Annotated in this window: 25 protein-coding genes; 10 read left to right on the top strand and 15 right to left on the bottom strand. The window is 71.4% G+C overall.

Annotation, left to right across the window (positions count from 1 at the left end; genetic code table 11):
• Nucleotides 1-169 precede the first annotated feature (169 nt).
• Genes ACIOD2_RS25270 through ACIOD2_RS25285 form a run of 4 tightly spaced genes read right to left on the bottom strand, consistent with a single transcriptional unit; the run spans nucleotide 170 to nucleotide 2,919 of the window.
• Nucleotides 170-343 carry a hypothetical protein gene (locus tag ACIOD2_RS25270; RefSeq protein WP_247062336.1) on the bottom strand — a complete coding sequence of 58 codons (174 nt, stop codon included), beginning with the start codon at nucleotides 341-343 and terminating at the stop codon, nucleotides 170-172.
• A 25-nt stretch (nucleotides 344-368) separates the two neighbouring features.
• Complete coding sequence (locus ACIOD2_RS25275; protein ID WP_400542544.1) at nucleotides 369-1,124, bottom strand: MBL fold metallo-hydrolase; 756 nt, start codon at nucleotides 1,122-1,124, stop codon at nucleotides 369-371.
• A gap of 35 nt (nucleotides 1,125-1,159) precedes the next feature.
• Nucleotides 1,160-1,636 carry a CoA-binding protein gene (locus ACIOD2_RS25280; RefSeq protein WP_400542547.1) on the bottom strand — a complete coding sequence of 159 codons (477 nt, stop codon included), beginning with the start codon at nucleotides 1,634-1,636 and terminating at the stop codon, nucleotides 1,160-1,162.
• Entirely contained in the window at nucleotides 1,633-2,919 is a 1,287-nt protein-coding gene (locus ACIOD2_RS25285; protein WP_400542550.1) for an O-acetylhomoserine aminocarboxypropyltransferase/cysteine synthase family protein, read from the bottom strand. Before ACIOD2_RS25285 ends, ACIOD2_RS25280 begins: the two co-directional genes overlap by 4 nt.
• Nucleotides 2,920-3,197: 278 nt before the next feature.
• Between ACIOD2_RS25285 and ACIOD2_RS25290 the strand changes: the two genes are divergently transcribed.
• From ACIOD2_RS25290 to ACIOD2_RS25300, 3 genes are read left to right on the top strand one after another with little or no spacing between them, the layout of a single operon-like run.
• Nucleotides 3,198-3,728 carry a DUF3887 domain-containing protein gene (locus tag ACIOD2_RS25290; RefSeq protein WP_400542553.1) on the top strand — a complete coding sequence of 177 codons (531 nt, stop codon included), beginning with the start codon at nucleotides 3,198-3,200 and terminating at the stop codon, nucleotides 3,726-3,728.
• Between the two features lie 24 nt (nucleotides 3,729-3,752).
• Nucleotides 3,753-5,051: a serine hydrolase gene (locus ACIOD2_RS25295; RefSeq protein ID WP_400542563.1), complete on the top strand. Its 1,299-nt coding sequence runs from the start codon at nucleotides 3,753-3,755 to the stop codon at nucleotides 5,049-5,051.
• Entirely contained in the window at nucleotides 5,048-5,485 is a 438-nt protein-coding gene (locus ACIOD2_RS25300; RefSeq protein ID WP_400542565.1) for a VOC family protein, read from the top strand. Before ACIOD2_RS25295 ends, ACIOD2_RS25300 begins: the two co-directional genes overlap by 4 nt.
• 26 nt (nucleotides 5,486-5,511) lie before the next feature.
• Here the strand turns inward: ACIOD2_RS25300 and ACIOD2_RS25305 are convergent, their stop codons facing one another.
• Complete coding sequence (locus ACIOD2_RS25305) at nucleotides 5,512-6,372, bottom strand: SDR family NAD(P)-dependent oxidoreductase (RefSeq protein WP_400542568.1); 861 nt, start codon at nucleotides 6,370-6,372, stop codon at nucleotides 5,512-5,514.
• 70 nt (nucleotides 6,373-6,442) lie between these two features.
• Between ACIOD2_RS25305 and ACIOD2_RS25310 the strand changes: the two genes are divergently transcribed.
• Entirely contained in the window at nucleotides 6,443-7,372 is a 930-nt protein-coding gene (locus tag ACIOD2_RS25310; RefSeq protein WP_400543254.1) for a LysR family transcriptional regulator, read from the top strand.
• Between the two features lie 156 nt (nucleotides 7,373-7,528).
• The gene (locus ACIOD2_RS25315; RefSeq protein WP_400542571.1) at nucleotides 7,529-8,386 is read left to right on the top strand and encodes a sigma-70 family RNA polymerase sigma factor; all 858 of its coding nucleotides are present in this window, start codon (nucleotides 7,529-7,531) and stop codon (nucleotides 8,384-8,386) included.
• Between the two features lie 15 nt (nucleotides 8,387-8,401).
• Here ACIOD2_RS25315 and ACIOD2_RS25320 read toward each other — a convergent pair whose 3' ends face one another.
• On the bottom strand, nucleotides 8,402-9,028 hold the full coding sequence (locus ACIOD2_RS25320; RefSeq protein WP_400542574.1) for a (2Fe-2S)-binding protein: 627 nt from the start codon (nucleotides 9,026-9,028) through the stop codon (nucleotides 8,402-8,404).
• 326 nt (nucleotides 9,029-9,354) lie between these two features.
• Nucleotides 9,355-10,206, bottom strand: coding sequence for a putative RNA methyltransferase (locus ACIOD2_RS25325; protein ID WP_400542577.1), 852 nt, complete (start codon nucleotides 10,204-10,206; stop codon nucleotides 9,355-9,357).
• 172 nt (nucleotides 10,207-10,378) lie between these two features.
• On the opposite strand from ACIOD2_RS25325, the gene ACIOD2_RS25330 reads away from it, so the two are divergent.
• From ACIOD2_RS25330 to ACIOD2_RS25340, 3 genes are read left to right on the top strand one after another with little or no spacing between them, the layout of a single operon-like run.
• A complete protein-coding gene (locus ACIOD2_RS25330) occupies nucleotides 10,379-11,767 on the top strand; it encodes an ammonium transporter (protein WP_400542580.1) in 1,389 nt (462 codons plus the stop codon).
• Nucleotides 11,764-12,102: a P-II family nitrogen regulator gene (locus tag ACIOD2_RS25335; RefSeq protein WP_093952295.1), complete on the top strand. Its 339-nt coding sequence runs from the start codon at nucleotides 11,764-11,766 to the stop codon at nucleotides 12,100-12,102. Before ACIOD2_RS25330 ends, ACIOD2_RS25335 begins: the two co-directional genes overlap by 4 nt.
• Nucleotides 12,103-12,111: 9 nt before the next feature.
• Nucleotides 12,112-14,427 (top strand): [protein-PII] uridylyltransferase, encoded by a 2,316-nt coding sequence (locus ACIOD2_RS25340; RefSeq protein ID WP_400542584.1) that lies wholly within the window; start codon nucleotides 12,112-12,114, stop codon nucleotides 14,425-14,427.
• A gap of 43 nt (nucleotides 14,428-14,470) precedes the next feature.
• On the opposite strand, the gene ACIOD2_RS25345 is transcribed toward ACIOD2_RS25340, so the two are convergent.
• The 6 genes from ACIOD2_RS25345 to ACIOD2_RS25370 form a co-directional block, all read right to left on the bottom strand.
• On the bottom strand, nucleotides 14,471-15,814 hold the full coding sequence (locus tag ACIOD2_RS25345; protein WP_400542587.1) for an FAD-dependent oxidoreductase: 1,344 nt from the start codon (nucleotides 15,812-15,814) through the stop codon (nucleotides 14,471-14,473).
• Complete coding sequence (locus ACIOD2_RS25350; RefSeq protein ID WP_400542590.1) at nucleotides 15,807-16,469, bottom strand: VC0807 family protein; 663 nt, start codon at nucleotides 16,467-16,469, stop codon at nucleotides 15,807-15,809. The genes ACIOD2_RS25345 and ACIOD2_RS25350 overlap by 8 nt, the downstream gene beginning before the upstream one ends.
• On the bottom strand, nucleotides 16,466-17,068 hold the full coding sequence (locus ACIOD2_RS25355) for a TetR/AcrR family transcriptional regulator (protein WP_400542593.1): 603 nt from the start codon (nucleotides 17,066-17,068) through the stop codon (nucleotides 16,466-16,468). The genes ACIOD2_RS25350 and ACIOD2_RS25355 overlap by 4 nt, the downstream gene beginning before the upstream one ends.
• A gap of 71 nt (nucleotides 17,069-17,139) precedes the next feature.
• Nucleotides 17,140-18,444, bottom strand: coding sequence for a diguanylate cyclase (locus tag ACIOD2_RS25360; RefSeq protein WP_400542596.1), 1,305 nt, complete (start codon nucleotides 18,442-18,444; stop codon nucleotides 17,140-17,142).
• 861 nt (nucleotides 18,445-19,305) lie between these two features.
• Complete coding sequence (locus ACIOD2_RS25365; protein ID WP_400542599.1) at nucleotides 19,306-20,058, bottom strand: glucose 1-dehydrogenase; 753 nt, start codon at nucleotides 20,056-20,058, stop codon at nucleotides 19,306-19,308.
• A 22-nt stretch (nucleotides 20,059-20,080) separates the two neighbouring features.
• Nucleotides 20,081-20,668 carry a TetR/AcrR family transcriptional regulator gene (locus tag ACIOD2_RS25370; protein WP_400542602.1) on the bottom strand — a complete coding sequence of 196 codons (588 nt, stop codon included), beginning with the start codon at nucleotides 20,666-20,668 and terminating at the stop codon, nucleotides 20,081-20,083.
• A 121-nt stretch (nucleotides 20,669-20,789) separates the two neighbouring features.
• Here ACIOD2_RS25370 and ACIOD2_RS25375 point away from each other — a divergent pair, with 121 nt between their 5' ends.
• Together ACIOD2_RS25375 and ACIOD2_RS25380 are read left to right on the top strand one after the other, a co-directional pair.
• Complete coding sequence (locus tag ACIOD2_RS25375; RefSeq protein WP_400542605.1) at nucleotides 20,790-21,158, top strand: hypothetical protein; 369 nt, start codon at nucleotides 20,790-20,792, stop codon at nucleotides 21,156-21,158.
• A gap of 52 nt (nucleotides 21,159-21,210) precedes the next feature.
• Nucleotides 21,211-22,083, top strand: coding sequence for a Ku protein (locus tag ACIOD2_RS25380; protein ID WP_400542608.1), 873 nt, complete (start codon nucleotides 21,211-21,213; stop codon nucleotides 22,081-22,083).
• A 269-nt stretch (nucleotides 22,084-22,352) separates the two neighbouring features.
• Here ACIOD2_RS25380 and ACIOD2_RS25385 read toward each other — a convergent pair whose 3' ends face one another.
• Both ACIOD2_RS25385 and ACIOD2_RS25390 read right to left on the bottom strand, forming a co-directional pair.
• Nucleotides 22,353-22,817 carry a MarR family winged helix-turn-helix transcriptional regulator gene (locus ACIOD2_RS25385; protein WP_400542611.1) on the bottom strand — a complete coding sequence of 155 codons (465 nt, stop codon included), beginning with the start codon at nucleotides 22,815-22,817 and terminating at the stop codon, nucleotides 22,353-22,355.
• Between the two features lie 9 nt (nucleotides 22,818-22,826).
• Nucleotides 22,827-24,617, bottom strand: a complete 1,791-nt coding sequence (locus ACIOD2_RS25390; protein ID WP_400542614.1) for an ABC transporter ATP-binding protein — start codon at nucleotides 24,615-24,617, stop codon at nucleotides 22,827-22,829.
• Nucleotides 24,618-24,682: the final 65 nt, after the last annotated feature.

The following is a 24,682-nucleotide window of genomic DNA, read 5'->3' on the forward strand; positions in this document are numbered from 1 at the left end:
TGAGCCGTGCGGCTGTCGCGGTTCGGCGGGGCATGCCGTTCCGATTGGCCGAGCCCGGTGTGCGCACGGGACCGGGCGCTGTCCCGCACGGTGTGGCTCAGCTCGCGGTGGCTCCGCCTGAACTCGCGGGTCGTCGACGAGTGCCGAACACCTCGTCGACGACCCGTGGTCAGCCCGCGTCGGGACGGTTCAGGTACGCCGAGGCCAGCGACAGGACGCACGCGCAGCCGATGATCGCGCTGACCCACCACGGCAGGCCGGCCACGATGCTCCACACGAAGCCCGCCGCCGCCAGCAGGGCGACGAGGATGTTCCGGAACTGCAGCGGCGTCGGTTTGGCCATGCGGCCAGCCTCTCACGGGCCCCGGTCAGACCTCTGCGCGCTCCCCGGGTTCGAGCAGCACCAGCCGGTCGGCCAGGCCGGCCGACTCGAATTCCTTCCGCAGCACGTCCGGGCCCTCGCTGAAGTGCTGCCAGCCCCGGAAGTGCAGCGGGACGACCTTCGCCGAGCCGAGCACCTTCGCCGCCTCGGCGGCGTTTGCGCTGGTCAACGTCAGAGGAGCTCCGTCGAACAGCTTCGTCCTCGCGGCGCCGGCGAACAGCACCGCGACGTCGACGCTGAACCGCGACGCGATCTCCCGCACCAGGTCCACCGACGCGTTGTCCCCGCTGACGTACACCGTCGGCAGGCTCTCGCCGCTGAGCACGAACCCGGTGACGTCACCGGCCAGCTGCTCCGCGCCCTCAGGCCCGTGCAACGCCGGGACGGCGGTGACCGTGAGCGGCCCGACCTGCGTCTCCTCCCAAGGCTCCAGGCCACGGGCGGTCCCGCCCAGCCGCTTGGCGCCGCTGGGTGTGATCAGGGTGAGCGGCACCGTCCGGAGGTAGTCGCGACCGCGATCGTCCAGGTTGTCCGGATGCTCATCGTGGGAGAGCAGCACGGCGTCCACCACGCCGACTACGTCCTCGGTCAGCACCGAGTCCTCGGTCTTGACCAGCACGCGCTGCCCGATCGAATGGTCACCCGGCGGGTCGAACGTCGGGTCGGTGAGCAGCCGGACGCCGCCCAGCTCCAGAAGTGCGGTCGGACCACCGGACAGGGTGATCCCCAGTTTCTCGGTCATACCCGGGCCAACGACGGGAACGGGTGTGCTCTTCCCTAGGGTGCCGACTGCCTCCGCGAGCTGATCACGCCGGTGTTGAACCCGGCCAGGTGCAGGCCACCGGCGAACCGCGCGTGCTCGATCTTCACGCACCGGTTCATCACGACGTCCAGCCCCGCCTCCCGCGCCCGGTCGGCCACCGGTTCGTGCCACAACCCGAGTTGCAGCCACAACGTCCGCGCGCCGGCGTCGATCACTTCCTCGGCCACCTGCGGCAGGTCGTCGTGCTTCCGGAACACGCTGACGAGGTCCAGGTCACCCGGCACGTCCTTCAGGGAGGCGTACACCGGCTTTCCGAACAGGGTGTCCACGCGCGGGTTGACGAAATTGACCTCGTATCGCGTCGACGAGAGCAGGTAGGTCGCGACGAAGTAGCTCGGCCGCGACGGGTTCGCGGACGCGCCCACCAGCGTCACGGACTTCGTCCGGTTCAGGATCCCTCGCCGTTCGACGGCACCGACGGCGTACGTCATCCGGCCACCGCCTTGCCCAGTGCCTGGTCGAGGTCCCAGAGGATGTCCTCGACGTCTTCCAGCCCGACCGACAGCCGGATCAGGTCGGGGCCCACACCGGCTGCTGTGAGCTGGTCCTCCGACAACTGCGCGTGGGTCGTCGACGCCGGGTGGATCACGAGCGTGCGGGCGTCCCCGACGTTCGCCAGGTGCGACAACAGCTCCACCGACTCGACGAACTTCTCGCCGGCAGCGCGACCGCCGTCGATGCCGAACGAGAACACCGCCCCGGGCCCGGCGGGGAGGTACTTCTTCGCCAGTGCGTGGTGCGGGTGCGCCGGCAGCCCCGCATACGACACCCACGCCACGCGCGAGTGCGCTTCGAGGTACTCGGCTACAGCGCGCGCGTTGGCGACGTGCGCGTCCATCCGCTGAGGCAGGGTCTCGACTCCTTGCAGCAGCAGGAAGGCCGAGTGCGGTGAGAGGACCGCGCCGATGTCCCGCAACTGCTCGGCGCGAAGCCGCGTGCAGAAGGCGTACTCGCCGAAGTTCTCCCAGTACTTGAGGCCGCCGTAGCTCTCGACGGTCTCGGTCATCCGGGGGAATTTCCCGTTGCCCCAGTCGAACTTCCCCGACTCGACGACGATCCCGCCGAGCGTCGTCCCGTGGCCGCCGAGGAACTTCGTCGCCGAATGCAGCACGATGTCCGCGCCGTGCTCCATCGGGCGGCAGAGGTACGGCGTCGCCAGTGTCGCGTCGACCACCAGCGGGATGTCGTGGGAGTGCGCCAGGTCCGCCAGTGCGGCGAGGTCCGCGATGCCACCGCCGGGGTTGCCGATCACCTCGGTGTAGAGCAGCCGGGTCCGGTCGGTGATCGCCGCGGCGTAGTCGTCGATGCCGCCGCTGACGAACGTCGTCTCCACGCCGAACCGCCGGAGTGTGCCGGTGAGCTGGGTGACCGTGCCGCCGTAGAGCCCGCTCGCCGACACGATGTGGTCGCCGGCCTCGGCGAGCGCGCTGAAGGTGAGGAACTCCGCGGCCTGGCCGCTGCCGGTGGCGACCCCGCCGATCGCGCCTTCGAGACTGGCAATCCGCTCCTCGAACGCCGCCACGGTCGGGTTCCCGATCCGGCTGTAGATGTTGCCGTACTTCTGCAGTGCGAACAGGTTCGCCGCGTCGGCCGCGTCCTCGAAGACGAAGCTCGTGGTCTGGTAGATCGGCACCGCACGGGCACCGGTCGCCGGGTCGGGCGTGCCGCCCGCGTGCAGTGCGCGGGTCCGGAAGCCCCAGGTGCGTTCACTCATCGGTCCTCACCGTAACCGTCCTCCCCTTCGGTCGGCCACGCCTCCCAGGTGGTGAGCGTGGTCATTTCGTGCTGCCGACGTTAGCACGATTCGGCATTACGTGCGCTACACTCGAACGTATGAATTGCGCTGTGTGTGGCAAGCCGCTGCCACCTCGTCGCGGAGCTGGTCGAAATCGCCAGTACTGCGACGCCACGTGCCGGAGTGCTGCCCGCCGGCAGCGAACGCACGTAAAGAATGACTTGACAACGCTCGGTCGTCAATCCACTCTTGACACCGTGCCGGACGAACCCCTGGCTGCGGTCGGCGCCGCGTTGCGGAAGGTCCGCGACGCGGAGGCGACACTGCGGGAGACCGTGGACGCGGCCAGGGTGGCCGGGCACACCTGGCAGGAGATCGGTGACCTGCTGGGCACCAGTCGGCAGGCCGCTTTCCAGCGGTTCGGCCGGCCGGTCGATCCGGCGACGGGCGCGTCGATGACGGAACTGAAGCGCCCCGACGCGATTCACCTCGCCGAGGAGCTCGTGGTCGAGCTCATCGGGTGCCGGTGGCACGAGGTGCGCCGGGACTTCGACGACCGCATGCTCGCCTCGGTCGGCGAGGACGAGCTGCGGCTCGCCTGGACGCAGCTGGCCGGATCGGTCGGACGCTACGAGCGGATGGGAGAGCCGTACGCGCGGTCGGCGGGGGACTACACGATCGTCCACCTGCCGCTGGCCTTCGAGGCCGGCGAGCGGACCGTGCAGGTGACCTACCGGGAGGACGGTCAGGTGGCCGGGCTGTGGATCCGGCCGGCCGAACAGATGTGAGCGCAGTTGTGATCAGGGGGAACGATGAAAACAGCAATCGCAGGCGTGATCGCGGTACTCGTGCCGCTGGTGGCCCCGGCCGCCCACGCCGCCGAAGTACCCACGGCGGGACAGCAGCTCGAATGGGTCGTCGACGCCACCGGGCGCGTCCCGGTGTCCGATACCGAGCTGCAGCAACACATCGCGCAGGTGCTGTTGACCGCGGCGGGCGGGAGTGCGGGCATCAACGCCGCGCTGACCGGGCTCGGCCGGCTCGAGGTGAAGCGAGTCGTCACGGAGGCTCCCGACCAGATCGAAGCGGCGGTCCACGGGCCGTCGGACGACTACCTGCTGGACCTCCACGTCGACCGGACCGGGCTGATCGACGGGCTGCGGGCGACCGCGGACGACCCGGTGCCGTCGTCGTGGCCGGAGCTGGACGCCCAGCTCGCGGCGCTCGGCGGCCGCGTCTCGTTCGGCGCGTCGGAGATCCTGCCGGACGGGCGCTGCCGTGACGTGCACGGTGTGCAGGACAACGTCCAACGGCCTCTGGGCTCGGCGTTCAAGCTCTACGTTCTCGGTGCACTCGGACAAGCGGTGGCGGAGCACAAAGCGTCCTGGACCGAACAGCTCGCGATCCGCGACGACTGGAAGAGCCTCCCGTCGGGAGTGCTGCAGAACCAGCCGGCCGGCACTCGCCTCCCGCTGTCGGAGTACGCCGACAAGATGATCTCGATCAGTGACAACACGGCCGCCGACCACCTGATCCACCGGGTCGGCCGGGACGCCGTGCAACGGCAGGTCACCGCCTTCGGCAACCAGCGGCCGTCGGCGAACATCCCGTTCCTGACGACCAAGGCGTTGTTCGAGCTCAAGGCCACGCAGTACCCGGCCCGGGCCAACGCCTACCTGGCGTTGCCACGCTGGGCCCGTCCCGCGGCGGTCGCCGGCCTCGAGCGGCTCCCGCTCACCGGCCTCACCTCGTGGCCGGCGCCGGAGAAGATCGATCAGCTCGAGTGGTTCGGCTCGCCGGACGACATCTGCCGGGCGTTCTCCGGGCTGCAGAAGGAAAACCAGCCGGAGATCGGGCACGCGCTGTCAATTAACGACGGCGGGCTCGGCCTCGACAAGGCGAAGTTCCCGGAGGTCTGGTTCAAGGGCGGCAGCGAGCCCGGTGTGCTGACCCTGAACTACCTGGCCCGCACCGCCGACGGCCGCGCACTGGTCACCAGCGTCATGGTGTCCGATCCGGTGGCGCCACTGGACGAAGGCCACGTCTCGGCACAGGGAATCGCTGTCGCGAAGGGGGCGGTGGCGCTGTTGGCCGATACGCTGCGCCGGTGACGGTGCGCTGGAGTCTGACGTTCGATTGCGCGGAGCCCCGCGTGCTGGCGAGGTTCTGGGCGGTGGCCCTCGGCTACATCGAGCGTCCGCCACCGGCCGGGTTCGCGAGCTGGGAAGCGTGGTTCACCGACTTCGGTGTGCCCGAGGAGGAATGGGACGACGGCGCATACCTGACCGACCCGGAGGGCGTTCTCCCGAGCTTGAGTTTCCTCAAGGTTCCCGAGAACAAGGTCGTGAAGAACCGGGTACACCTGGACATCCAGGCGGGAGGCGGCCGCGAGGTGGCCTGGGAGATGCGCTGGGAGCGGGTCGCGGAGGCGGTAGCCCGTCTCACAGCGGCGGGAGCGACGGTGCTGCACGAGTACGAAGCGGGTGGCCGGCCGGATCACATCCTGATGGCGGACCCGGAGGGCAACGAGTTCTGCGTGCTCTGAGCTGTGGCAGAACTGGCCGGGCGTGGCTAGCCGATCAGTTCCTCGTGGCGGGCCGGGCTGCCGCTGTGCCAGGGCAGGACGTGGCCGAAGCGGATCAGCTCGCCGTAGGTCGACGGATCGAGGTCGTCGAGGACCAGATCGAGCACGGCCCGCGCAGCCTGCTCAGGGGTCTGGGCCTGGCTGAAGTCGGCGAACCACGGGCGTGACGCGCGGGTGTCGACCAGGCCGGGGCAGACCGCCGCGACCAGGGTGCCGTCGGCGAGGTCGCGCTCCCGGCGGTCCGCGGCCACGGCACGCACGGCAGCGACCTGGGCGACCTTCGAGGGCACGTTGATCCACTCCGGCCAGCCGAGCTCCTGGGCCCGGCCGGCGTGGATCGCGGCGCGCCAGTCCTCGACGGCTCGCTCGACGTCGTCGAGCGGCACGCCGTCGAACCGGGGCCGGAGCGCCTCGGGCAGGTGGCCGAGCGTGCCTAGCGAGCTGGCCACGACGAGCAGCCGCCCGCCCGGGCGCAGGATCGGGCCGAACGAGCGCAGCACCGCGTGGGTGCCGTCATTGGCGACGTCGAGGAAGACGTCGGCCTGCTCGGCCTGGGATCGCCCGGGGTCGAGGGGGCCGACCGCGTTGGACAGCACGATGTCCACCGCGCCGAGGTCGGTGGCGAAGTGGGCGACGGCGTCGGCGTCGGAGACGTCGAGGACACGGCCCTCGACGCGGCTGCGCGTCGCGGGGTCCGCGGCGACGCGTTCGGTGGCGGTTGCGACGCGTCCGGCGTCGCGACCGGTGAAGAGTACGAGGTCTTCCGGAAGGAGGTGGGTGGCGAGTCCTTGGGCGAGAGCGAATCCGAGGCCCTGGTTGGCTCCGGTCACCACGGCGGTGCGTGTCATACCTTCACGCTACGTTCGGCACGACCATGCGCCCAGCGAGAATCAGGCAAGCCTGGTATGCGTGAACGTCATGTACTTCGGTGACGTCTCCCTGGTGGCCCTCCGTGTGTTCCGGGAGGTCGCCGACCGGGGCACGCTCACGGCGGCCGCGGCGGCGCTGGGCTACACGCAGTCCGCGGTGTCGCGGCAGATCGCCTCGCTCGAACGTGTGGCCGGGACACCGGTGCTGGAACGGCGTCCCGGTGGGGTTCGCCTGACCGTCGCCGGGAATGTCGTGCTGCGCCGGGCGATCGCGGTGCTGGACCAGATCGACGCCGCGGGGCGTGAGCTGGCAGGGCTGCCCGCCGACGGCGGGAGCGTGCGGCTCGGCTGGTTCCCCAGTGCGGGCGCCGTCCTGGTGCCGCGCGCCGTGGCGGAGCTGCGGCGTACCCACCCGGCGGTGCGCGTCACCACCCGGGAAGGCACGACGCCGGTCCTGGTGCGGGCGCTGCGCGCGGGGTCGGTGGACCTGGCCGTGCTGGGTTCGGTGCCGCCGTTCCGGCCACCGGACTCCGAAACCCCGGCGCTGCGGCTCAAGACGCTCGCCGAGCGCACGCTGTGCCTCGCCGTGCCCGCGGGGCACCCGCTGGCCGGCGCGGACGCGGTCGACGTCGCCGATCTGCGCGGGCAGCGCTGGGTCGCCGGGCCGTCGGCGGGGGAGGACACGCTGATGGGTGTGTGGCCTGGGCTCGACGAACGGCCCGAGATCGCGCACACCGCCCGGGACTGGCTCGCCAAGCTGAACCTGGTGGCGGCCGGGTGCGGCCTGACGACGTTGCCTGCTTCGCTGGCCGAGGCCGTGCCGCCGGGGGTGCGGGTGGTGACGGTGCGGGGCGGGCCGTCGGAACGGCGGCGCTTGGTGCTGGCCCGGCTGCCGGGTCCGCTATCCGAACCGGCGGCGCTGCTGGCCGAGGCCCTGCGCCGGGCGGCCGCCGAGGTGCCGGACAGGGCCGACGACTGAGGTGCCGGGACGACTGAGGTGCCGGGACGACTGAGGTGCCGGATGACCGGGATGCCGATGACCGAGATCACGCCAGGTGGCGTGGCGTTCGTGTCACATCGGTGGTCGCCGCGGGGTCTACTGCTACGAACTCCGGCGCGGAAGGAACGGGACACGGTGGACGCACTGACCGAGCGGTTCGAACACGAGCGGCCCCGGCTGCGGGCGGTCGCCTACCGGATGCTCGGCTCGGCGAGCGAGGCCGACGACGCCGTTCAGGAGGCCTGGCTGCGATTCGATCGCACCGACACCGGTGACGTCGAAAACGTTGGTGCGTGGCTGACCACCGTCGTCGCACGGGTGTGTCTCTCGATGTTGCGCACTCGGCGCAACCACCGCGAGGAGCCACTCGACCAGCAGCCGGAGCCGGACGCGGACGTCCGTGACCCCGAGCAGGAGGCCGAACTGGCCGACTCGGTCGGGCTGGCCCTGCTGGTGGTGCTCGACTCGCTCGGGCCGGCCGAGCGGGTCGCGTTCGTGCTGCACGACATGTTCGCGGTGCCGTTCGACGACATCGCTCCGATGATCGACAAGACCCCGGCCGCGACGCGGCAGCTCGCGAGCCGTGCCCGCCGGCGGGTCAAGGGCGGTGCCGCGGCGGATGCGGACGTGCCCCGGCGGCGCAAGGTCGTCGAAGCCTTCCTGGCCGCTTCGCGCGGTGGCGACTTCGAGGCGCTGCTGTCCCTGCTCGATCCGGACGTCGTGCTGCACGCCGATCGCTTCGTCGGTCCGAGCACGGCACCGATCGTGCTGCGCGGGGTCGCCAGCGTCCGCAAGGGGGCGCTGCTGGCGTCCACGCGGGCTCGCGCCAGCGAACTGGCCCTCGTCGACGGCATTCCCGGCCTGCTGATGGTGCGCGGCGGGCGGCTGTCGGTCGTCCTGGCCTTCAGCATCGACGACGACCGGATCACCGGCATCGAGGTCATCGCGGACCCGGAGCGGCTGCGGGGGCTGGAGGTCGCCGTCCTCGATTGACAGGTCAGCCCAAGGTCAGCCCAATGCGGCGCGAAGGCGGGCTTCGCGCTCCGACGGCGTCTGACGCGGGCAGCTCACGCACTTCGGGTTGCCGGCTTCGTAGATCAGGCAGCACGAGGCACGGCGGACAGCGGGTGTGCGGCCGACACGGACGAAGCGCGGTTTCGGCAGGCCGAGGCCGATCGCCGCCACCAGCGGCTCGGCCAGAGCCATCGCGCGCTCCGGATCCGGCGTCCACAGGAGCCGGTTGCCGATCGAGTCGGTGGCGATCGCGCCCAGTGCGCGTTCGCGGGCGCCGGTGACGGCGGCGATCGTCGTGATCGCGGCGCCGAGCGCTCCGGCGAACGCCGTGCCCAGCTCGGGTAGCCCACCGGACAGGGGGCGGGTCGAGCGGGCGCCGAGGAAACGGCCGTCGGCGACGAGGTCCAGCTCGATCGCCGCCAGCGCCGGGTCGACGAGGGTTCCGGCGACCAGGCCTTCGACCGCGGGCGCCACGAGCACCGAGGAGAGCGAGTACCACCAGATCGTGCCGAGGACCTCGGGCCGCGCGCAGCCGTAGAGCTTCGCCGCGCCGCCGATGCGGGCCCGCACCCACTCCGGATCCGCGAGCAGGGTCGCGGGGGCGGTCCAGTCGGGCTTCACGTCTCCACCCTTCCAGACACGCCGGTCGGACGCGGGGAGCGCACCGGTATAGCGAGGAGCAGGCGGGACGCAGGGGAGTGGGAACCGCTGCTCGCCGTGGTGGAGAGCGAACCTGGAAGGGCGGGATCCGCCGGTCGCGGCGGCCAAGGCGAGAAATTGTCCTTCGCAGCGGCGAGGGCGGGAGGCTGCGGTCTGCGGTGGCGAGGTGAGACCGCGGTTTGCGGCGGTGCGGTGGGAGGTCGCGGTTCGTGGCGGCGAGGGCGGGAGACCGCAGGTCACAACCGCGAGGAGCAGTCGGTCGAGGCCCCCGCTACAGAACCACCGCGTCACAGGCGCCGGTACGTCGAGACCGCGAACGACACCGTGACCTCCTGCGCCTCGGTCAGGGCTTCGAGACGCTCCCGGCGGCCGTCGCGGTCGAGGTGGTGGCCTGCCGGGCCCATCTCCACCGCCTGGCGTACCTGCTGCGGGGTCAGCTCCACCGTTCGGCGGACCTCCGTGCGGCCCGTGCGGGCGAAGTACTCGCCGAGCGTGCCGTCGAGGCGCTCCTCCTTGCGCTCGTCGACCGTCAGGACCAGGTCGCCCAGCTCGCGGAGGTGGTCCGGGGTCGGTGAGGCGACCGTCAGCAGGCCGCCGGGGCGCAGGACGCGGTGGAACTCCGGGCCGTTGCGCGGGGCGAAGACGTTCAGCAGGACCGACGCCACCTCGTCGCCGACCGGCCACGGCTCCCACAGGTTCCACACCGCCGCGCCCAGGCGGGGGTGGGCGCGGGCCGCGCGGCGGAGGGCCACCGCCGAGACGTCCAGCGCCAGGCCGGTCGCCGCCGGGGCGGCGGACAGGACGTGCGCCAGGTAGTAACCCGTGCCCGCACCCGCGTCGATCACCAGGCCGTCGGCGTCCGCGCAGACCCGCGCCAGCTCGTCCGCCAGTGCGAGATACACACCCGACTCGAGGAAGTCGGCGCGCGCCGCGACCATCGGCGCGGTGTCCGCCGTGCCGGCCGGGATTCGCGCGTGCAACAGGTTCACGTAACCCTGTCTGGCTAGATCGAAAGAGTGGCGGTTGCCGCAACGCAGTGTGCGGTCGGTTAGCCCGATCGGGTCGCCGCACACCGAACATCGCAACGCGTCCACGACCCGGGGTGGCAGTGGGTCATTCCCGCGGTCGCCTGAAGTCATGGGGATATTCGACCACGAGGTTTCGCAACCGGACACTTCAGCACAGGTCCTGGGAAACCTGGACGTAACAACGCGGCGCAGACAGTTCACGCGGGTGAAACCTGACGAGCCGTCCCGTGAAACACCGCGCGCCAAAACTGCCTTCGCATAACCCAGGGCACGGGAGGACGATGTGCTGAACGCAGGAGACACCGCATGGGTATTGGCCAGCGCCGCGCTGGTCATGCTCATGACACCGGGATTGGCCTTCTTCTATGGCGGCATGGTCCGCGCGAAGAGCGTCTTGAACATGCTGATGATGAACTTCATCGCGCTGGCCGTGGTGGGGGTGTTGTGGGCCCTGTACGGCTTCTCGATGTCGTTCTCCAACGACGCCTTCGGCGGCCTGGTCGGTAACTTCGACCTCGCCGGGCTCGGCGACACCGTCGGCAAGCTCGCCGGCTTCGTGACGGCCGCCACGAGCTCCTCGCCCGAGGTCGCGTGGCCGGGCTCGGACGCGCTGCCCGTGCTGGCTTTCGTGATGTTCCAGCTGATGTTCGCGATCATCACGCCCGCGCTGATCTCCGGCGCCATCGCCGACCGCGCGAAGTTCTGGGGCTGGACGCTGTTCGTCGTCATCTGGGTGACGGTCGTGTACTTCCCGGTCGCGCACTGGGTGTTCTCGTTCAACGGCTTCATCGGCGCGGACGCCGTCGGCGGCTGGATCGCCAACAACCTCAAGGCACTCGACTTCGCCGGTGGTACCGCGGTCCACATCAACGCCGGTGCCGCGGGTCTCGCGCTGGCGATCGTGCTCGGCAAGCGCAAGGGCTGGCCGAAGGACACCGGCCGCCCGCACAACGTGCCGTTCGTGCTGCTCGGCGCGAGCCTGCTGTGGTTCGGCTGGTACGGCTTCAACGCGGGTTCGGCGCTGGCCGCCAACGACCTCGCCGCGGTCGCCTTCACCAACACCACCGTCGCCACCGCCGCCGCCGTCCTCGGCTGGCTGCTGGTCGAGCAGCTCAAGTTCGGCAAGCCGACCACCCTCGGCGCGGCTTCCGGCGCGGTCGCCGGCCTGGTCGCCATCACCCCGGCGTGTGGTTTCGTGAGCCCGATCGGGGCCATCGCGATCGGCGTCATCGCCGGCGCTCTCTGCGCGCTGGCCGTCTCGCTCAAGTTCCGCTTCGGCTTCGACGACTCGCTCGACGTCGTGGGCGTCCACCTGGTCGGCGGCATCGTCGGCACCCTGCTGATCGGCTTCTTCGGCACCACCAGCGTGAACTCGCTCGGCGCCGACGGCCTGTTCTACGGCGGCGGCTTCACCCAGCTGGGTCGGCAGGCTGCGGCCGCGGGCGCGGTGCTGGTGTACTCCTTCGTGCTGACCTTCATCATCGGCTTCGCGATCAAGAAGGCCGGCGGCTTCCGTGTCAGCACGGAAGACGAGGTCACCGGCATCGACGAGGCCCAGCACGCGGAGAGCGCGTACGACTTCACCGGGTTGTCCGGCGGCGGCCTCGGCTCGCCGTCCACCATCCCGGTCAAGTCCACTCCGGCCGCGAAACTCGAGGAGAGCAAGGCATGAAGCTCATCACGGCGATTGTGAAGCCGTTCACGCTGGACGACGTCCGCTCCGCGCTGGAGCAGCTGGGCGTGCTGGGCATGACGGTGAGCGAAGTCCAGGGTTACGGTCGCCAGAAGGGCCACACCGAGGTCTACCGCGGCGCGGAATACTCGGTGGACTTCGTGGCCAAGCTGAAGATCGAGGTCGTCACCGACGACACCAACGTGGAGAAGGTGCTCGACGCCATCACCACGGCCGCGCACACCGGCAAGATCGGCGACGGCAAGCTGTGGGTGACGCCGGTCGAGACGGTCATCCGGGTACGGACCGGCGAGCGCGGCACGGACGCTCTATAGGCGTCTGGGATGGCCGACGGGGGCGAACTGGTCAAGGCCACCGAGCGATTGCTCGAGGGCAGGCACGGGAGGCTGGGGGCGTCCGCGTTGCGGGCGGCCCTGGTCGACCTCTACGAGTTCTGGCTGGGCAGGGGAGCTTCGGCGGCCGGCGTCGACACCGCGGAACCGGGTGTCGCGCTGGTCGCCGTGGGCGGGCTCGGCCGCCGGGAGCTGGTGCCGTTCTCCGATCTCGACCTGCTGCTGGTGCACAACGGCAACAGCGGGGTCGGCGAGATCGCGGACGCGCTCTGGTATCCCTTGTGGGACGCGAAAGTCGGGCTCGACCATTCGGTCCGCACGCCCGGCGAAGCGCTGAAGGTCGCTTCGGAGGACCTTCGGACGGCGATGGGCCTGCTCGACGCCCGGCACCTCGCCGGGGACGCCGAGCTGAGCGGCCGCCTCGTCACGGCGGCGCGGGACCAGTGGCGCCGCACCGCGCGCAAGCAGATCCCCGATCTGACGGCGTCGGTGCGGCAGCGCTGGACCCGCAGCGGTGAGATCGCGCAGTCCGCCGAACCCGATCTCAAGCACGGGCGGGGCGGGCTGCGGGACTTCGCCGTCCTGGAAGCGCTGGCCGCGGCGCAGCTCACCGCCCGCCCGGGCGAGGAGCTGCTGGAGGCCAAGGGACTCCTGCTCGACGTCCGGACCGAGCTGCGGCGCGAGATCCGGCGCGAGCGGGACGTCCTGTCCGCGCCGGAGGCCGAGCTGGTGGCCTCCGAGCTCGGCTTCGGCGACCGCTTCACCTTGGCGCGCAAGCTGTCCGGCGCGGGACGCACCATCGCGTACGCGCTGGACGTCGCGCTCCGGTCCACTGTGGACCCGCCGAAGGCGCGGTTCGGGCGGCGGCCGTCGCGCACCCCGCTCGCCGAAGGCGTGGTGCTGCACGGGAACGAGGTCTCGCTGGCCCGTGACGCCGTCCCGGCGAAGGACCCGGCGCTGCTGCTGCGGGTCGCCGCCGCGTCGGCGCGCACCGGAAAGCCGATCGCGCTCGGCACCCTGAAGGCACTGGCCGAGTCCGCGCCCGAGCTGCGCGCGCCGTGGCCCGCCGAGGCGTTGAACGCCCTCGTCGAGCTGCTGGGCGCGGGGGAGGGCCTGGTCGACGCGGTCGAGTCGCTCGACCGGACCGGCCTGTGGTCACGGCTGTTCCCCGAGTGGGGCGCGGTTCGCGACCTGCCGCCGCGGTCGCCGGTGCACCAGTGGACGGTCGACCGGCACCTCGTGCGCACCTGCGTCGAGGCGGCCAAGCTGACCACCACGGTGCCGCGGCCGGACCTGCTGCTGGTCGGCGCGCTGCTGCACGACATCGGCAAGGGCCGCGACGCCGACCACTCCGAGCTGGGCGCCAAGATCTCCGCCCAGGTCGCGGCCCGGCTCGGGCTCGACGCGGGCGACGCGGCGACGATTTCGGCGATGGTCCGCCACCACCTGCTGCTGCCGCACACCGCCACGCGGCGCGACATCAGCGAGCCGGCCACCGTGGCGCGGGTGGTGAAGACCCTGGACAGCGACATCGTCCTGGTCGAGCTGCTGCACGCGCTCACCCAGGCCGACTCGCTGGCCACCGGGCCCGGCGTCTGGACGGACTGGAAGGCCCGGCTGCTCGCCGAGCTGGTCACCGGCTGCGAGGAAGTGCTGCGCGGCAAGGGGTTCACCGCACCCGAGCCGATGGACTCCGAACAGCGCGAGCTCGTCGCCCAGGCCGTCGCTTCGGGCAACGGCGAGGTCCGGATCAGCACGCAGGGCAAGGTCGTCACGGTGCTGCTGGCCGTGCCGGCCCGAGCGGAGCTGCTGGCCCCGGCGGCCGGTGTGCTGGCGCTGAACTCGATGGAGGTGCACTCGGCGATCCTGCGCGGCCACGACGGCGGGCGAGCCGGGATCTTCACGGCGTCACCGAAGTTCGGTTCGCTGCCGGAGGTGACGCTGCTGCGCGAGCAGTTCGCCCGCGCGGTCGCCGGTACTTTGCCGCTGACCCAACGGCTGGCGGCGAAGGAACGTGACTACGGTTCACCCGACGCGGCGTCGGTCGCGCCGAAGGTGCTGTGGTTCGACGACGAGACGAGCGGTCCGGACACGGTGGTCCTCGAACTGCGGGCGGCCGACCGGATCGGGCTGCTGTTCCGCGTCGCCGGGGCGTTGCGCCGCTGCGACGCGGAAGTCCGCTGGGCCAAGGTGGCGACGCTGGGCGGCGCGGTGGTCGACTCGTTCGCGGTGACGCCCCGCAGCGGCCGCATCGAGCCGGGCTGGCGTCGTGAGGTCGAGCAGGCGGTAATCGCCGCGGCTTCCTGAACGAGTGGTGCCTGAGCCGGGTCATCACCCGGCTCAGGCACCCTCACACCCATGCGATCGCGGGCTCACCGAACCACGTTGACAGCGCGTTTTCCAAGCCAGGCCCGCCGTTCCAGACTACATAACCGTCGGGCCGGACGAGCTGCGGTTCGGCGCCGGACCGGGTCTCGACACGGTCGGCCCACCCCGGCGGCAGTTCCGCGCCGACCAGTACCGCACGACCGTCCGATGTGGACGGCACGTCGACCGCGCGGCCGGAAACACCCGGGTACGTCAGGCCGATGCCCGAGAGTTCCGCCGCGACCGTGCGGTGGGCCTCCGGGACGGCGACCAGGCCCGTGACGATCTCCCGGACGGCCACCGCGTCGGGATCGGGCACCCCGAGCACCGCCTGCGCGCGGGTGCTGACCAGCACGCGGGCGGCCACCGGGTGACGTTCGTCGTGGTAGCTGTCGAGCAGGCCGTCGGGAGCGTGGCCGCGGACGTGCGCGGCCAGCTTCCAGCCGAGGTTCACCGCGTCCTGCAGGCCCAGGTTGAGGCCCTGACCGCCGACCGGCAGGTGGATGTGCGCGGCGTCGCCCGCGAACAGCACCCGGCCGTGGCGGTAGCGCTCCAGCTGCCGGGACGCGTCACCGAACCGGGACGCCCAGAGCACCTCACCCACCTCGAACCCCGGCCCGTGCAGGGCGGTCAGCGCCCGCTGCAGCTCGCCGGCCGTGACGGGCTCGTCGCGGCCGAGCCGCTGCTGCTCCTCGCCGACGACGACCAGGCGGTGCCGGCCACCGGCGAGCGGCAGCAGGAACCCCGCGGCCTTCGACGGCAGCCGCCACTCGTCGGCGTACCCGTCGGGCTTGCGGGTGAGGGTGAGGTCGGCGACGACCAGCGAGATCCGCGCCGAGCGGCCGGGGAACGCGGCGTCCAGCAGCGTCCGGACGGTGCTGTGGCCGCCGTCGGCCGCCACCAGCCAGCCCGCCCGGTACTCCTGACCGCCCGCGGTGACCGTGACGCCTTCGTCGTCCTGTCCCACCGCCGTGACGGCCGCGTCGCGCAGCACCGGCGTGCGCAGCCGCGCTTCGATCGCCGCCGCGACGTGCACCTGCTCGACGCCGAGCTGGTACGGGAAGCGGGTCGGCAGGTCGGTGTAGTCGATCGGGATGTTCGAGAAGTGCCCGCCGGGCAGCCGGGCCTCGACGTGCGGCTCGATCGCGGCGAGCAGGCCGCGGTCGGCCAGCACCTCGACCGAGCGGGGCTGCAGGCCGAGTGCCTTCGACTGCGTCGTCGGGCGGGCGTCGCGCTCCAGGACCAGGACGTCGAGCCCGGCGCGTTCCAGTTCGAACGCGGTCAGCAGGCCGGTCGGGCCCGCGCCGGCGATCAGGACGTCAGGCATCGAGGTTCTCCTTCTTGAGGTACCAGACGTGCCAGATGATCAGGGCGGCCAGCATCGCGAACCACTGCACGGTGGTGACCAGGGAGATCAGGTCGATCGGCAGGGTGTAGACGAGCACGATGTGCACGATCGCGCTGAGCACCAGCACGCCGCCCCAGGCGGCCGTGTTGATCCGCAGGCCGCGCCGGAAGCGGGCGTCGGTGTCCCAGCGGGCCGCCCACGCGTCCGCGCCCTCGGCCCCGCGCTTGATCTCGGCGATCGTGCGGCCCAGCGTCAGCTGCGCCGGCCGGCCGATGAACACCGTGACCAGCATCCACGCGCCGAACACGCCACCCAGCGCGGCCGTCCACCCTTCGCGGATCACCAGGGTGCGCGGGTCGTCCGAGAGCAGGCCCAGCACCACCGACAGCACCATGACACTCAGCGTCACCAGGGCGACGAGGTCGACCTTGCGGTTGCGGGCGATCGTCCACAGCACGTACGGCGCGGCCACCAGGATGCCGGCCATCAGCGACCACCACTGGCTGACACCCGCCGCGCGCAGGCCGTAGAACAGCGCCATCGGCACGAGCACTTCGAAAACGACGTTCAGGACGTTGGCGCGGATGACCCGGCGCAGGCCGGCGTCGGGCTCGGACTTCTGTTCGATCATCATGCGGTTTCCCCAGTGGTTTCGGGTGCGGTCGCCCGCACGTAGAGGTCGGCGAGCTCACGGCCGATGCGCGCGAGCTCGGCGGGTTCGGGTACGTCGGCGGCCGCGGTCGCGACGACGGCGTCGAGGCCGGTGGTGAGGGCGAGCGACGCCGTCCGCGGGTCGAAGCGGCCGAAGACGCCGGCCGCCTGCCCGGTGCGGAAGTGCTCCTCGAACAAGGCGATGCGCCCGTTGACGCTCGCGCTCTGCGAACCGGCGTTCTTCACCAGGTCGATCAGGGCGCGGACTTCGGCGGGGTGCTCGCCGACGAGCGCGACGTTCGATTCGACGTAGGCCCGCAGCTGCGCGACGTGCCCGACGGCGGCGTCGATCCGTGGCCCCATGAACGCCCCGGTGATCTTTTCGATCTCCGTGACGCACACCGCGAGCAGGTCGTCCTTGCCCGCGAAGTGGTAGCTGATCATGCCGGTGCTCGACAGACCCGCGTGCTTCGCGATCCGGCTGAACGACGCCTTGGCGTAACCGGCCTCGGCGATCACTTCGATCGCCGCCCGCACGATCTGGGCCCGCCTGCCGGACTCGGTGAACGTTCTTGCTCGCATGAGCAAAAGTTAGCTCAAGCGAGCAAAAATGGCAAGTCGCCTGGTCAGGGGTAGGAACAGGGTGGAGTGGATCAGGCGATGGCGGTGCCGTCGACGACCTTGTTGCGGCCCGCGTCCTTGGCCCGGTAGAGGGCCTTGTCCGCGGCCTGCAGCAGGCGGTCGACGGCCGTGCCGCCGTCGGGGTAGGTCGCCACGCCGATCGAGGCGGACAGGGCGTCGATGAGGCGCACCTGGCTGCCGTCTTCGTACTCGACCTCCAGCGCCGCGATCGCCGCGCGGATGCGTTCGGCCACCGCGAGCACGGCCGCCGGGCCGATGTCCGGGAGCAGGACCACGAACTCCTCGCCGCCGAAGCGGCCGACCGAGTCGTAGTCGCGGACGGCGTTCTTGATCGTCGTCGCGATCGCGCGCAGGACCGTGTCGCCCGCGAGATGGCCGTGCTGGTCGTTGATCAGCTTGAAGTGGTCCAGGTCGATCATGAGCACGCCGAAGCTGCTCTGCGTGCTGCGCTGCGCCCTGGCCAGCTCGCGCGACGCCAGCAGGTGCCAGCCGGTCGTGTTGAACAGGCCGGTCTTCTCGTCGGTCGTCGCGGCGATCTCGAGCTGCTTGATCAGCACCGCCCGGTGCAGCACCAGCAGCGGCGGCACGATCGCGATCGCCAGTGCGGGCAGCGTCGCCAGCGTCAACGCCGTGAGCATGCCCAGGCACAGCGTCGCGACCTCGAGGAGGTTGTCGCCGAGGCCGCCGAAGAACGCCTTGATCGTGCGCTTGGTGATCGTCAGCGCCGGGACGATCGTGATCGCGGCGAACAGGAAGTACGTCACCGCGGCCAGCGTGATCGCCGTGACGCCGCGCCAGCCGGACGTCAGCGCCGAGTACATGTCCGGGACGCCGAGGCGGTGCAGGACGAACTCGGCCGCGTAGCAGGTGATGACGACCAGCGTCGCGTTCAGCGCGGTCCGGAACGGCGGGACGCGCTTGATCCGCGCGAGGCTGCGCGTCGCGAGGTGCACGTACAGCACGACGACCAGGGCGGCGCCGAGCGCGGGCGGCAGGAGCAGCACCCCGGCGAACGTCCAGACCGACGTCAGGTTGATGTGCGGGGTGTCGGACACCAGCCGCCGGACGCGCTCGATCTGCCGGCCCAGCTCCGCCTGCAGCACGCCGAGGACGGCCAGGGCCGCGAGGACGACCAGATCCCACAGCCGCACAGGCACCGCGACGGCGGTCCAGACGGTGGCCACGAGCGCCACCGACTCGACCAGGAAGACGTAGAGGATCAGCGACCCGCGCTGCCGCCAGAGGGTCCATTGACCAGGACCGATCATCCCCCGAACGCGACCCGCGCGGGGTTCGGCCGGATGGGCGCCGTCCATACTCAAGGCGGTGCAACTCCCGTGGGTGATCCGACGATCCGCGTCCACCCCATCACACCGGGCGGCCGCGATCGATGATTGCCACACGATCGGACCAGTGAAGGGAGGCCGCCGCCATGCGCAACCGCGAATCCTGAGCCCCCGCGCCCCGAAGTCCGCCGTGGATCGCCGGAGGGAGGCCGTCGTGCGCAACCGCGAATCCTGCCTGAGCCGCCGCCGTCCTGTCCGTCTCGCGCGAGAGGAGAGCTGCCGTGCGCAATCGCGAGTCCTGAATCCACGCCCATCTGCCGGTGACGCCTGGAAGGAGAGCCCTGTGCGTAACCGCGAGTCCTGAGCCCACGCCGACCTGCTGCGACGCCCGGAAGGGAGAAGCCCGTGCGCAATCGCGAATCCTGAACCCGGTCCATCTGCCGGTGACGCCTGGAAGGAGAGCCCTGTGCGTAACCGCGAGTCCTGAGCCCACGCTCACCTGCTGCGACGCCCGGAAGGGAGAAGCCCGTGCGCAATCGCGAGTCCTGAACCGACGCCATCTGCCCGTGACGCCCGGAAGGAGAGCCCTGTGCGTAACCGCGAGTCCTGAACCGACGCTCACCTGCCCGTGACGCCCGGAGAGGAGAAGCCCGTGCGCAATCGCGAGTCCTGAACCGACGCCATCTGCCCGTGACGCCCGGAAGGAGAGCCCTGTGCGTAACCGCGAGTCCTGAACCCACACCCACCCGCCCGCGACGCCCGAAAGGGGAGCCCCGTGCGCAATCGCGAGTCCTGAACCACGCCGTGCACACCGTCCGTCCCGGTACGAGAGGGGATCGTCACCATGCGCAACCGTGAATCCTGAAGCGACGCGGGCCCGGGTGGGGCCGCTCAGGCGGTCGCGCCGCCGTCGACCACCAGGTCGTGGCCGACCGTGAACCCCGCCTCGTCCGAAGCCAGCCACAGCACCGCTGCGGCCACTTCGGCGGTGGCACCCACCCGGCCCAGCGGAATCGCGGACTTGAGCCGCTCGGCGCGATCCGAATCCGTCTCGCCGGGCCGCAGCGACATCTCGGTGTCCGTCGGACCCGGGCTGACGGCGTTCACGCGGACGCCCTCGGCGATGTGGTCGCGCGCCGCGGTGCGGGTCAGCACGCTCACCGCGGCCTTCGACGCGGCGTAGGCCGCCATGCCGGGGATCCGGCCGTGCGAGCCGATGTTCGACGCCATGTTGACGATCGCGCCGCCGCCGTGCGCCCGCATGTGGGCGATCTCGTGCTTCATGCACAGCCAGGTGCCGGTCAGGTTGGTGCCGATCACCGTGTCGAAGACGTCCTCGCGCAGGTCGCCGGTGGCCGCCGGCTCGCCGAGGATGCCGGCGTTGTTGAACGCGACGTCCAGGGCGCCGTGCCGCGCGACGACCGTCTCGACCATGCGCGCGACGTCCGCGGAGTCGGTGACGTCCGCGACGACGGCGCTGGCCGAGCCACCGATCTCCTTGACCGTCGAGGCGAGCCGCTGCTCGTCGCGCCCGGCGACGACCACGGTCGCGCCCTCTTCGGCGAACGCGTGTGCCGTCGCCCGTCCGATGCCCGAGCTGCCGCCCGTCACCAGGACGACCTTGCCCGCGAAGCGTGCCCCCATGACTGCCTTCTTTCTGGTCCGATCATTCTTGAATGAGTACGCGCATCGCCTGCGAGACGGCCGCCTTCAGCCGGCTCGCCGCGTCCGTGCCCTTACCCAGGACGCGCAGGCCCTGGAGCACGGTGAGCAGGAACCGGGCGAGGGTCGCCGGGTCGCTGCCGCCGGGGAGTTCGCTCTGGGCCTTCGCACGTTCCAGCGCCATCGTGAGCGCCACCTCGAGGGTGTCCCAGCTGCGCTCGACGACCCGCGCGACCTCCGGGTCGCGGGGGAGAAGCTCGATGGCCGCGTTGACGACGAAGCAGCCGATGGGGCCCGCTTCGCCCAGGATGTCCGCCACGTAACCGTCAAGGAGCCCGCGCACGGCGGGCACCCCGGGCCCGGGCCGGGAGAGCTCGGCCATGACGCGCGCGTCGGTCTGCTCGGCGTAGCGCTTCAACGCCGTGACGTAGAAGTCGTGCTTCGTGCCGAAGGTCGCGTACAGGCTCGCCTTGGCGACGCCGAGGTGCGTGACGAGGTCGCTGACCGACGTCGCCTCGTAGCCCTGACGCCGGAAGAGCGCCAGGGCGGCGTCACACGCTTCGCCGACGTCGAACTCCTTGACCCGGGACATGATCAAAACCCTAGCGCTATCAAGAACGCTCGGTCAAATATGTGGGCGGCGGTGTGTCGCGTCCGGTGACGCCGTGTGCGGTGGCACTATGGCTGCTCTGACCGGCCTGAGGGGGTGCGCGATGCAGGATCCGCCACAGCTGACGCTGCCGCCGACGGTCGTCGCCACCCACCTGCGCTCGTGCGCCGAGGAGCTCGCCGCCGGCCTGCGCTGCGGCGGCCCGGGCGCCACCACGGCCGAGCTCACCGACGTCGTCGCCCAGCTGGTCGCCGGGCAGGAGGCCATCTCCCACGCGCTGGCCGGGCTCGCCCGCCGCGTCGAGACCGGCGCGGAGGCGCTCGCCGCGGCCCCGCCGCTGGACGTCGAGGTGGTCGCCGAGGTGCTGCGCGAGGCGGCCATCGCGGCACGCTGCTCGGCCGAGGCGCTCGACGAGGTCACGCCGTCGTTCGAATGCGTGAGCGAATCCGTCGCGCCCGACACCCGTTTGTAGCTGTCGTCCCGCAAGCTCGCCCGCCTAGCCTGGAGCTGCGGAGGTGGCTCCTATGCGGGCGGTGTGGACGGGCACGATCGGGTTCGGCAGTTACGCCATTCCGGTGAAGGCGTACAGCGCGACCGAGGAGCACGAGATCCCGCTGCACCAGGTGCACAGCACCGACGGCGGCCGCGTGCGGGTCAAGCGCGTCTGCGAGGTCGACGGCGCCGAGGTGCCGCCCGAGCAGATGATCCGGGGCTACCCGGTCCCCGGCGGCGACGTCGTGCTGCTGTCGGACCACGAGCTCGCGTCGCTGCCGATGCCCGGCCGCACGATCGACATCCGCGGCTTCGCGCCGCTGGCCGACGTCGACCCGATCTGGTTCGTGAAGACCTACTTCCTCGAGCCGGAGCCGGCAGGCACGAAGCCGTACGTCCTGTTCAGCGAGGCCCTGCAGCAGTCGGGCCGGATCGCGCTGGTCACGGTCGCGCTGCGCCGCCGTGAGGTGCTCGGCGCGCTGCGGGTGCGCGACCAGGTGCTCGTCCTGGAGACGATGCTGTGGCCGGACGAGGTGCGCACGCCGGACTTCCCGTTCCGGCACGCCGACGTCGACATCCGGCCCGGCGAGCTGCGGCGTGCGGTGAGCCTGGTCGAGGAGCTGACCGGCGAGTTCGACCCCGGCCGCTATCCCGACCGTTACCGCGAGGCCCTCGACGCGTTGATCCGGTCGAAGATCGACGGCGCCGAGGTCGTCCAGCCGACGGCCGCCGAGCAGTCCGAGGGGGTAACCCGGCTGCTGGCGGCGCTGCAGGAGAGCGCGGCCGAGGCGGAGGACGAGCGCACCGCGGCCGTCACGAAGGCGCGCGCTGCCGCGGCTCGCGCGGCGAAGGCGCGTACGACGGCGAAGCGGGCCGCGTCGCGCAGCCGCTCGAAGACGTCTTGAGTAGTACTACCCACGGGTAATTGAGGGTTCTCCCACTGCTGGTGGCCGCCGTACCGCGGCAGACTTCGTCCTGCCAGCGGATGCCGGAACCGCTGGTGAGGGGGTCGGGACGGCCCCTGGGGAGGTGTGCCGTCCAGACACCAAGGGTTCCGGGGCGGGCCGCTGGAGGAGCGGTCCGTTCCCGGGACCCGCACCGCGGGGAGGCGGTGCGAAAAGGGGGGTGGCTTGAAGGCTGCCGCGGAGGGGTCGAGGGGTCTCCGCGGCAGCTTTCAAGCGTCCGCCACGCGCATCATCAGTTCCGACGCCAGCCTCAGCAGCTGCCGCTCGGTCGGGGACAGCGTCGACTCCATGGCCGCCGCCAGCCAGCGTTCGCGCTGGATGCTGTACTCCCGCAGCACCGCCAGCCCGGCCGGGGTGATGCGGATCAGCGAGCGGCGCCCGTCGTCCGGGTCGGGGGTGCGGGTGACCAGCTCGCGTTCGGCCACCCACGCCAGGATCCGGGTCAGCGATTGCGGCTGCAGCCGTTCCGCCGCCGCCAGCTCCGACGGCGTGTGCGTGCCCGCCCGGTACAGCCTGCTCAGCACCGCCAGCACCGCCGGGCCCGGGCCGTTCAGGTCGCGCTCGGAGCGCATCCGCCAGTTCAGCCGCCCGACGCCCTCGCGCACCTGCCGCGCCAGGTCGGCCAGCTCGGGGTCCGCGCTGACCGGCGAGACGACGTCGGATTCGGGGTGCATGCGCCCAGATTAGGCGGTTCCGCGCACCAGCCGGGCGTAGCGGCCGTCGCGCGCCAGCAGTTCGCCGTGCGTGCCGCGCTCCACGATCCGGCCCTCGTGCAGCACCACGATCTGGTCCGCGTGTTCCACAGTGGACAGCCGGTGCGCGATCGTCAGCGTCGTGCGTCCCGTGGCGAGGCGGTCCAGCTCGGCCTGCACCGACCGCTCCGTGCGGTTGTCGAGCGCGCTGGTCGCCTCGTCGAGGATCAGCACCGGCGGGTTCCGCAGCAGGATCCGCGCGATCGCCATCCGCTGCTTCTCGCCGCCGGAAAAGCGGTACCCGCGCTGGCCGACGACCGTGTCGTACCCCTCGGGCAGCCCGGCCAGGGTGTCGTGGATGTGCGCGGCCTTCGCGGCCGCCTCGATCTCCTCGTCGGTCGCGTCCGGTTTCGCGAAGCGGAGGTTCTCCCGGACGGTGTCGTGGAACAGGTAGGTCTCCTGCGACACCATCCCGACGCCCGCGGCCAGCGACGCCAGGGTGACGTCGCGGACGTCGGTGCCGTCGATCTCCACCGAGCCGGACGTCACCTCGTACAGCCGGGCCACGAGGTAGGCGAGCGTCGTCTTGCCCGAGCCGGTCGAGCCGACGAGCGCCGTGGTCGTCCCCGCCGGGACGTCGAGGTCGATGTCCTTCAGCGTGAGCGGGCCCTCCTCGTCGTACCGGAAGGAGACGCCGCGCATCGCGACGTCGCCGCGCCGCACGTCCAGCGTGCCGGCGTCCGGCTTGTCGCTGATCTCCACGCGCAGGTCGAGCACCTCGAAGATCCGGCCGAACAGCGCCTTCGACGTCGCCACGTTCTGCCCGATCGTCTGCATCGCGCTGGCCGGCGTGACCAGGCGGTTGAGCATGCTGGTGAAGGCCACGACCGTGCCGAGCGAGATCGGCGACGCGCCGCCCGCGAGCGCCAGCCCGGCGATCCAGTAGACCAGCGCCGGGATGACCGTGAGGCTCATCGCCCGCGACGCGGTCTGCCAGCGTCCGGCCAGCGCGGCGGCGCGCTCCAGCGACGCGATCTCCCGCGACTCGGCGCCGAAGCGGTCCCGCATCGCCCGCTCGTTGCCCATCGTCTTGGCGAGCAGCACGCCGGTGACCGACAGGGACTCCTCGACCATCGTGGTCAGCCGGGCCATCCGCCGGGTCCGGCCGCGGGCCAGCGTCCGCCGCTTCTTGCCCAGCCGGAGCGTGAACAGCAGGAACAGCGGGACGACGATCAGCGAGAGCAGCGCGAGCTGCCAGTCGAGCACGATCAGCGCCACCGTGATGGCGATCGTCGTGGTGGCGTTCTGCACCACCGACCCGGCGGTCGTGGTGATGACGTTGTCGACGCCGCCGATGTCGTTGAACACCCGCGAGAGGACTTCGCCGCTCTTCGTCCGGGTGAAGAACCCGAGCGACATCCGCTGCAGGTGGCCGTAGACCGACACCCGCAGCTCGTTCATCACGCGCTGGCCGATGGTGTTGGACAGCCCGGTCGTCGCGACGCCGAGCGAGCCGCTGCCGACCGCGCAGACGATCATCCCCGCGGCCAGGGCGCTGATCAGCAGCGTGTCGCGGTGCGGGAGGGCGTCGTCGAGGATCTCGCGCAGGAGGAACGGCGAGACGACGCCGAGCCCGGCCTGCAGGACGATCAGCGCGAACAGCGCGGCGAGGGGCCGGCGATGCGGTCGGAAGAGGCCGGCGATCCGCCGCAGCGGGACCGGTTCGTCGGCGTCGGAGGCCGGTTCGGCGAGTGACGGCCGGGCTCTGGTCGCAGAAGTCATACACACATGTTTACCGAACCTGGCTCGGTCGACCAGCGAATTTCCGAAATTAAAGCCGATTTTAG

The sequence above is a fragment of the Amycolatopsis sp. NPDC088138 genome (assembly GCF_044741685.1).
Classification (GTDB): Bacteria; Actinomycetota; Actinomycetes; order Mycobacteriales; family Pseudonocardiaceae; genus Amycolatopsis.

Excerpts from the sequence above, each read along its gene's own strand:
- ACIOD2_RS25295 (WP_400542563.1), top strand. The coding sequence starts at position 3,753 with ATGAAAACAGCAATCGCAGGCGTGATCGCGGTACTCGTGCCGCTGGTG.
- ACIOD2_RS25365 (WP_400542599.1), bottom strand. The coding sequence starts at position 20,058 with ATGGGGGCACGCTTCGCGGGCAAGGTCGTCCTGGTGACGGGCGGCAGC.
- ACIOD2_RS25370 (WP_400542602.1), bottom strand. The coding sequence starts at position 20,668 with ATGTCCCGGGTCAAGGAGTTCGACGTCGGCGAAGCGTGTGACGCCGCC.
- ACIOD2_RS25390 (WP_400542614.1), bottom strand. The coding sequence starts at position 24,617 with ATGACTTCTGCGACCAGAGCCCGGCCGTCACTCGCCGAACCGGCCTCC.
- ACIOD2_RS25340 (WP_400542584.1), top strand. The coding sequence starts at position 12,112 with ATGGCCGACGGGGGCGAACTGGTCAAGGCCACCGAGCGATTGCTCGAG.
- ACIOD2_RS25275 (WP_400542544.1), bottom strand. The coding sequence starts at position 1,124 with ATGACCGAGAAACTGGGGATCACCCTGTCCGGTGGTCCGACCGCACTT.
- ACIOD2_RS25345 (WP_400542587.1), bottom strand. The coding sequence starts at position 15,814 with ATGCCTGACGTCCTGATCGCCGGCGCGGGCCCGACCGGCCTGCTGACC.
- ACIOD2_RS25385 (WP_400542611.1), bottom strand. The coding sequence starts at position 22,817 with ATGCACCCCGAATCCGACGTCGTCTCGCCGGTCAGCGCGGACCCCGAG.
- ACIOD2_RS25305 (WP_400542568.1), bottom strand. The coding sequence starts at position 6,372 with ATGACACGCACCGCCGTGGTGACCGGAGCCAACCAGGGCCTCGGATTC.
- ACIOD2_RS25380 (WP_400542608.1), top strand. The coding sequence starts at position 21,211 with ATGCGGGCGGTGTGGACGGGCACGATCGGGTTCGGCAGTTACGCCATT.
- ACIOD2_RS25335 (WP_093952295.1), top strand. The coding sequence starts at position 11,764 with ATGAAGCTCATCACGGCGATTGTGAAGCCGTTCACGCTGGACGACGTC.
- ACIOD2_RS25355 (WP_400542593.1), bottom strand. The coding sequence starts at position 17,068 with ATGCGAGCAAGAACGTTCACCGAGTCCGGCAGGCGGGCCCAGATCGTG.
- ACIOD2_RS25325 (WP_400542577.1), bottom strand. The coding sequence starts at position 10,206 with ATGACTTCAGGCGACCGCGGGAATGACCCACTGCCACCCCGGGTCGTG.
- ACIOD2_RS25360 (WP_400542596.1), bottom strand. The coding sequence starts at position 18,444 with ATGGACGGCGCCCATCCGGCCGAACCCCGCGCGGGTCGCGTTCGGGGG.
- ACIOD2_RS25375 (WP_400542605.1), top strand. The coding sequence starts at position 20,790 with ATGCAGGATCCGCCACAGCTGACGCTGCCGCCGACGGTCGTCGCCACC.
- ACIOD2_RS25270 (WP_247062336.1), bottom strand. The coding sequence starts at position 343 with ATGGCCAAACCGACGCCGCTGCAGTTCCGGAACATCCTCGTCGCCCTG.
- ACIOD2_RS25285 (WP_400542550.1), bottom strand. The coding sequence starts at position 2,919 with ATGAGTGAACGCACCTGGGGCTTCCGGACCCGCGCACTGCACGCGGGC.
- ACIOD2_RS25350 (WP_400542590.1), bottom strand. The coding sequence starts at position 16,469 with ATGATGATCGAACAGAAGTCCGAGCCCGACGCCGGCCTGCGCCGGGTC.
- ACIOD2_RS25280 (WP_400542547.1), bottom strand. The coding sequence starts at position 1,636 with ATGACGTACGCCGTCGGTGCCGTCGAACGGCGAGGGATCCTGAACCGG.
- ACIOD2_RS25310 (WP_400543254.1), top strand. The coding sequence starts at position 6,443 with ATGTACTTCGGTGACGTCTCCCTGGTGGCCCTCCGTGTGTTCCGGGAG.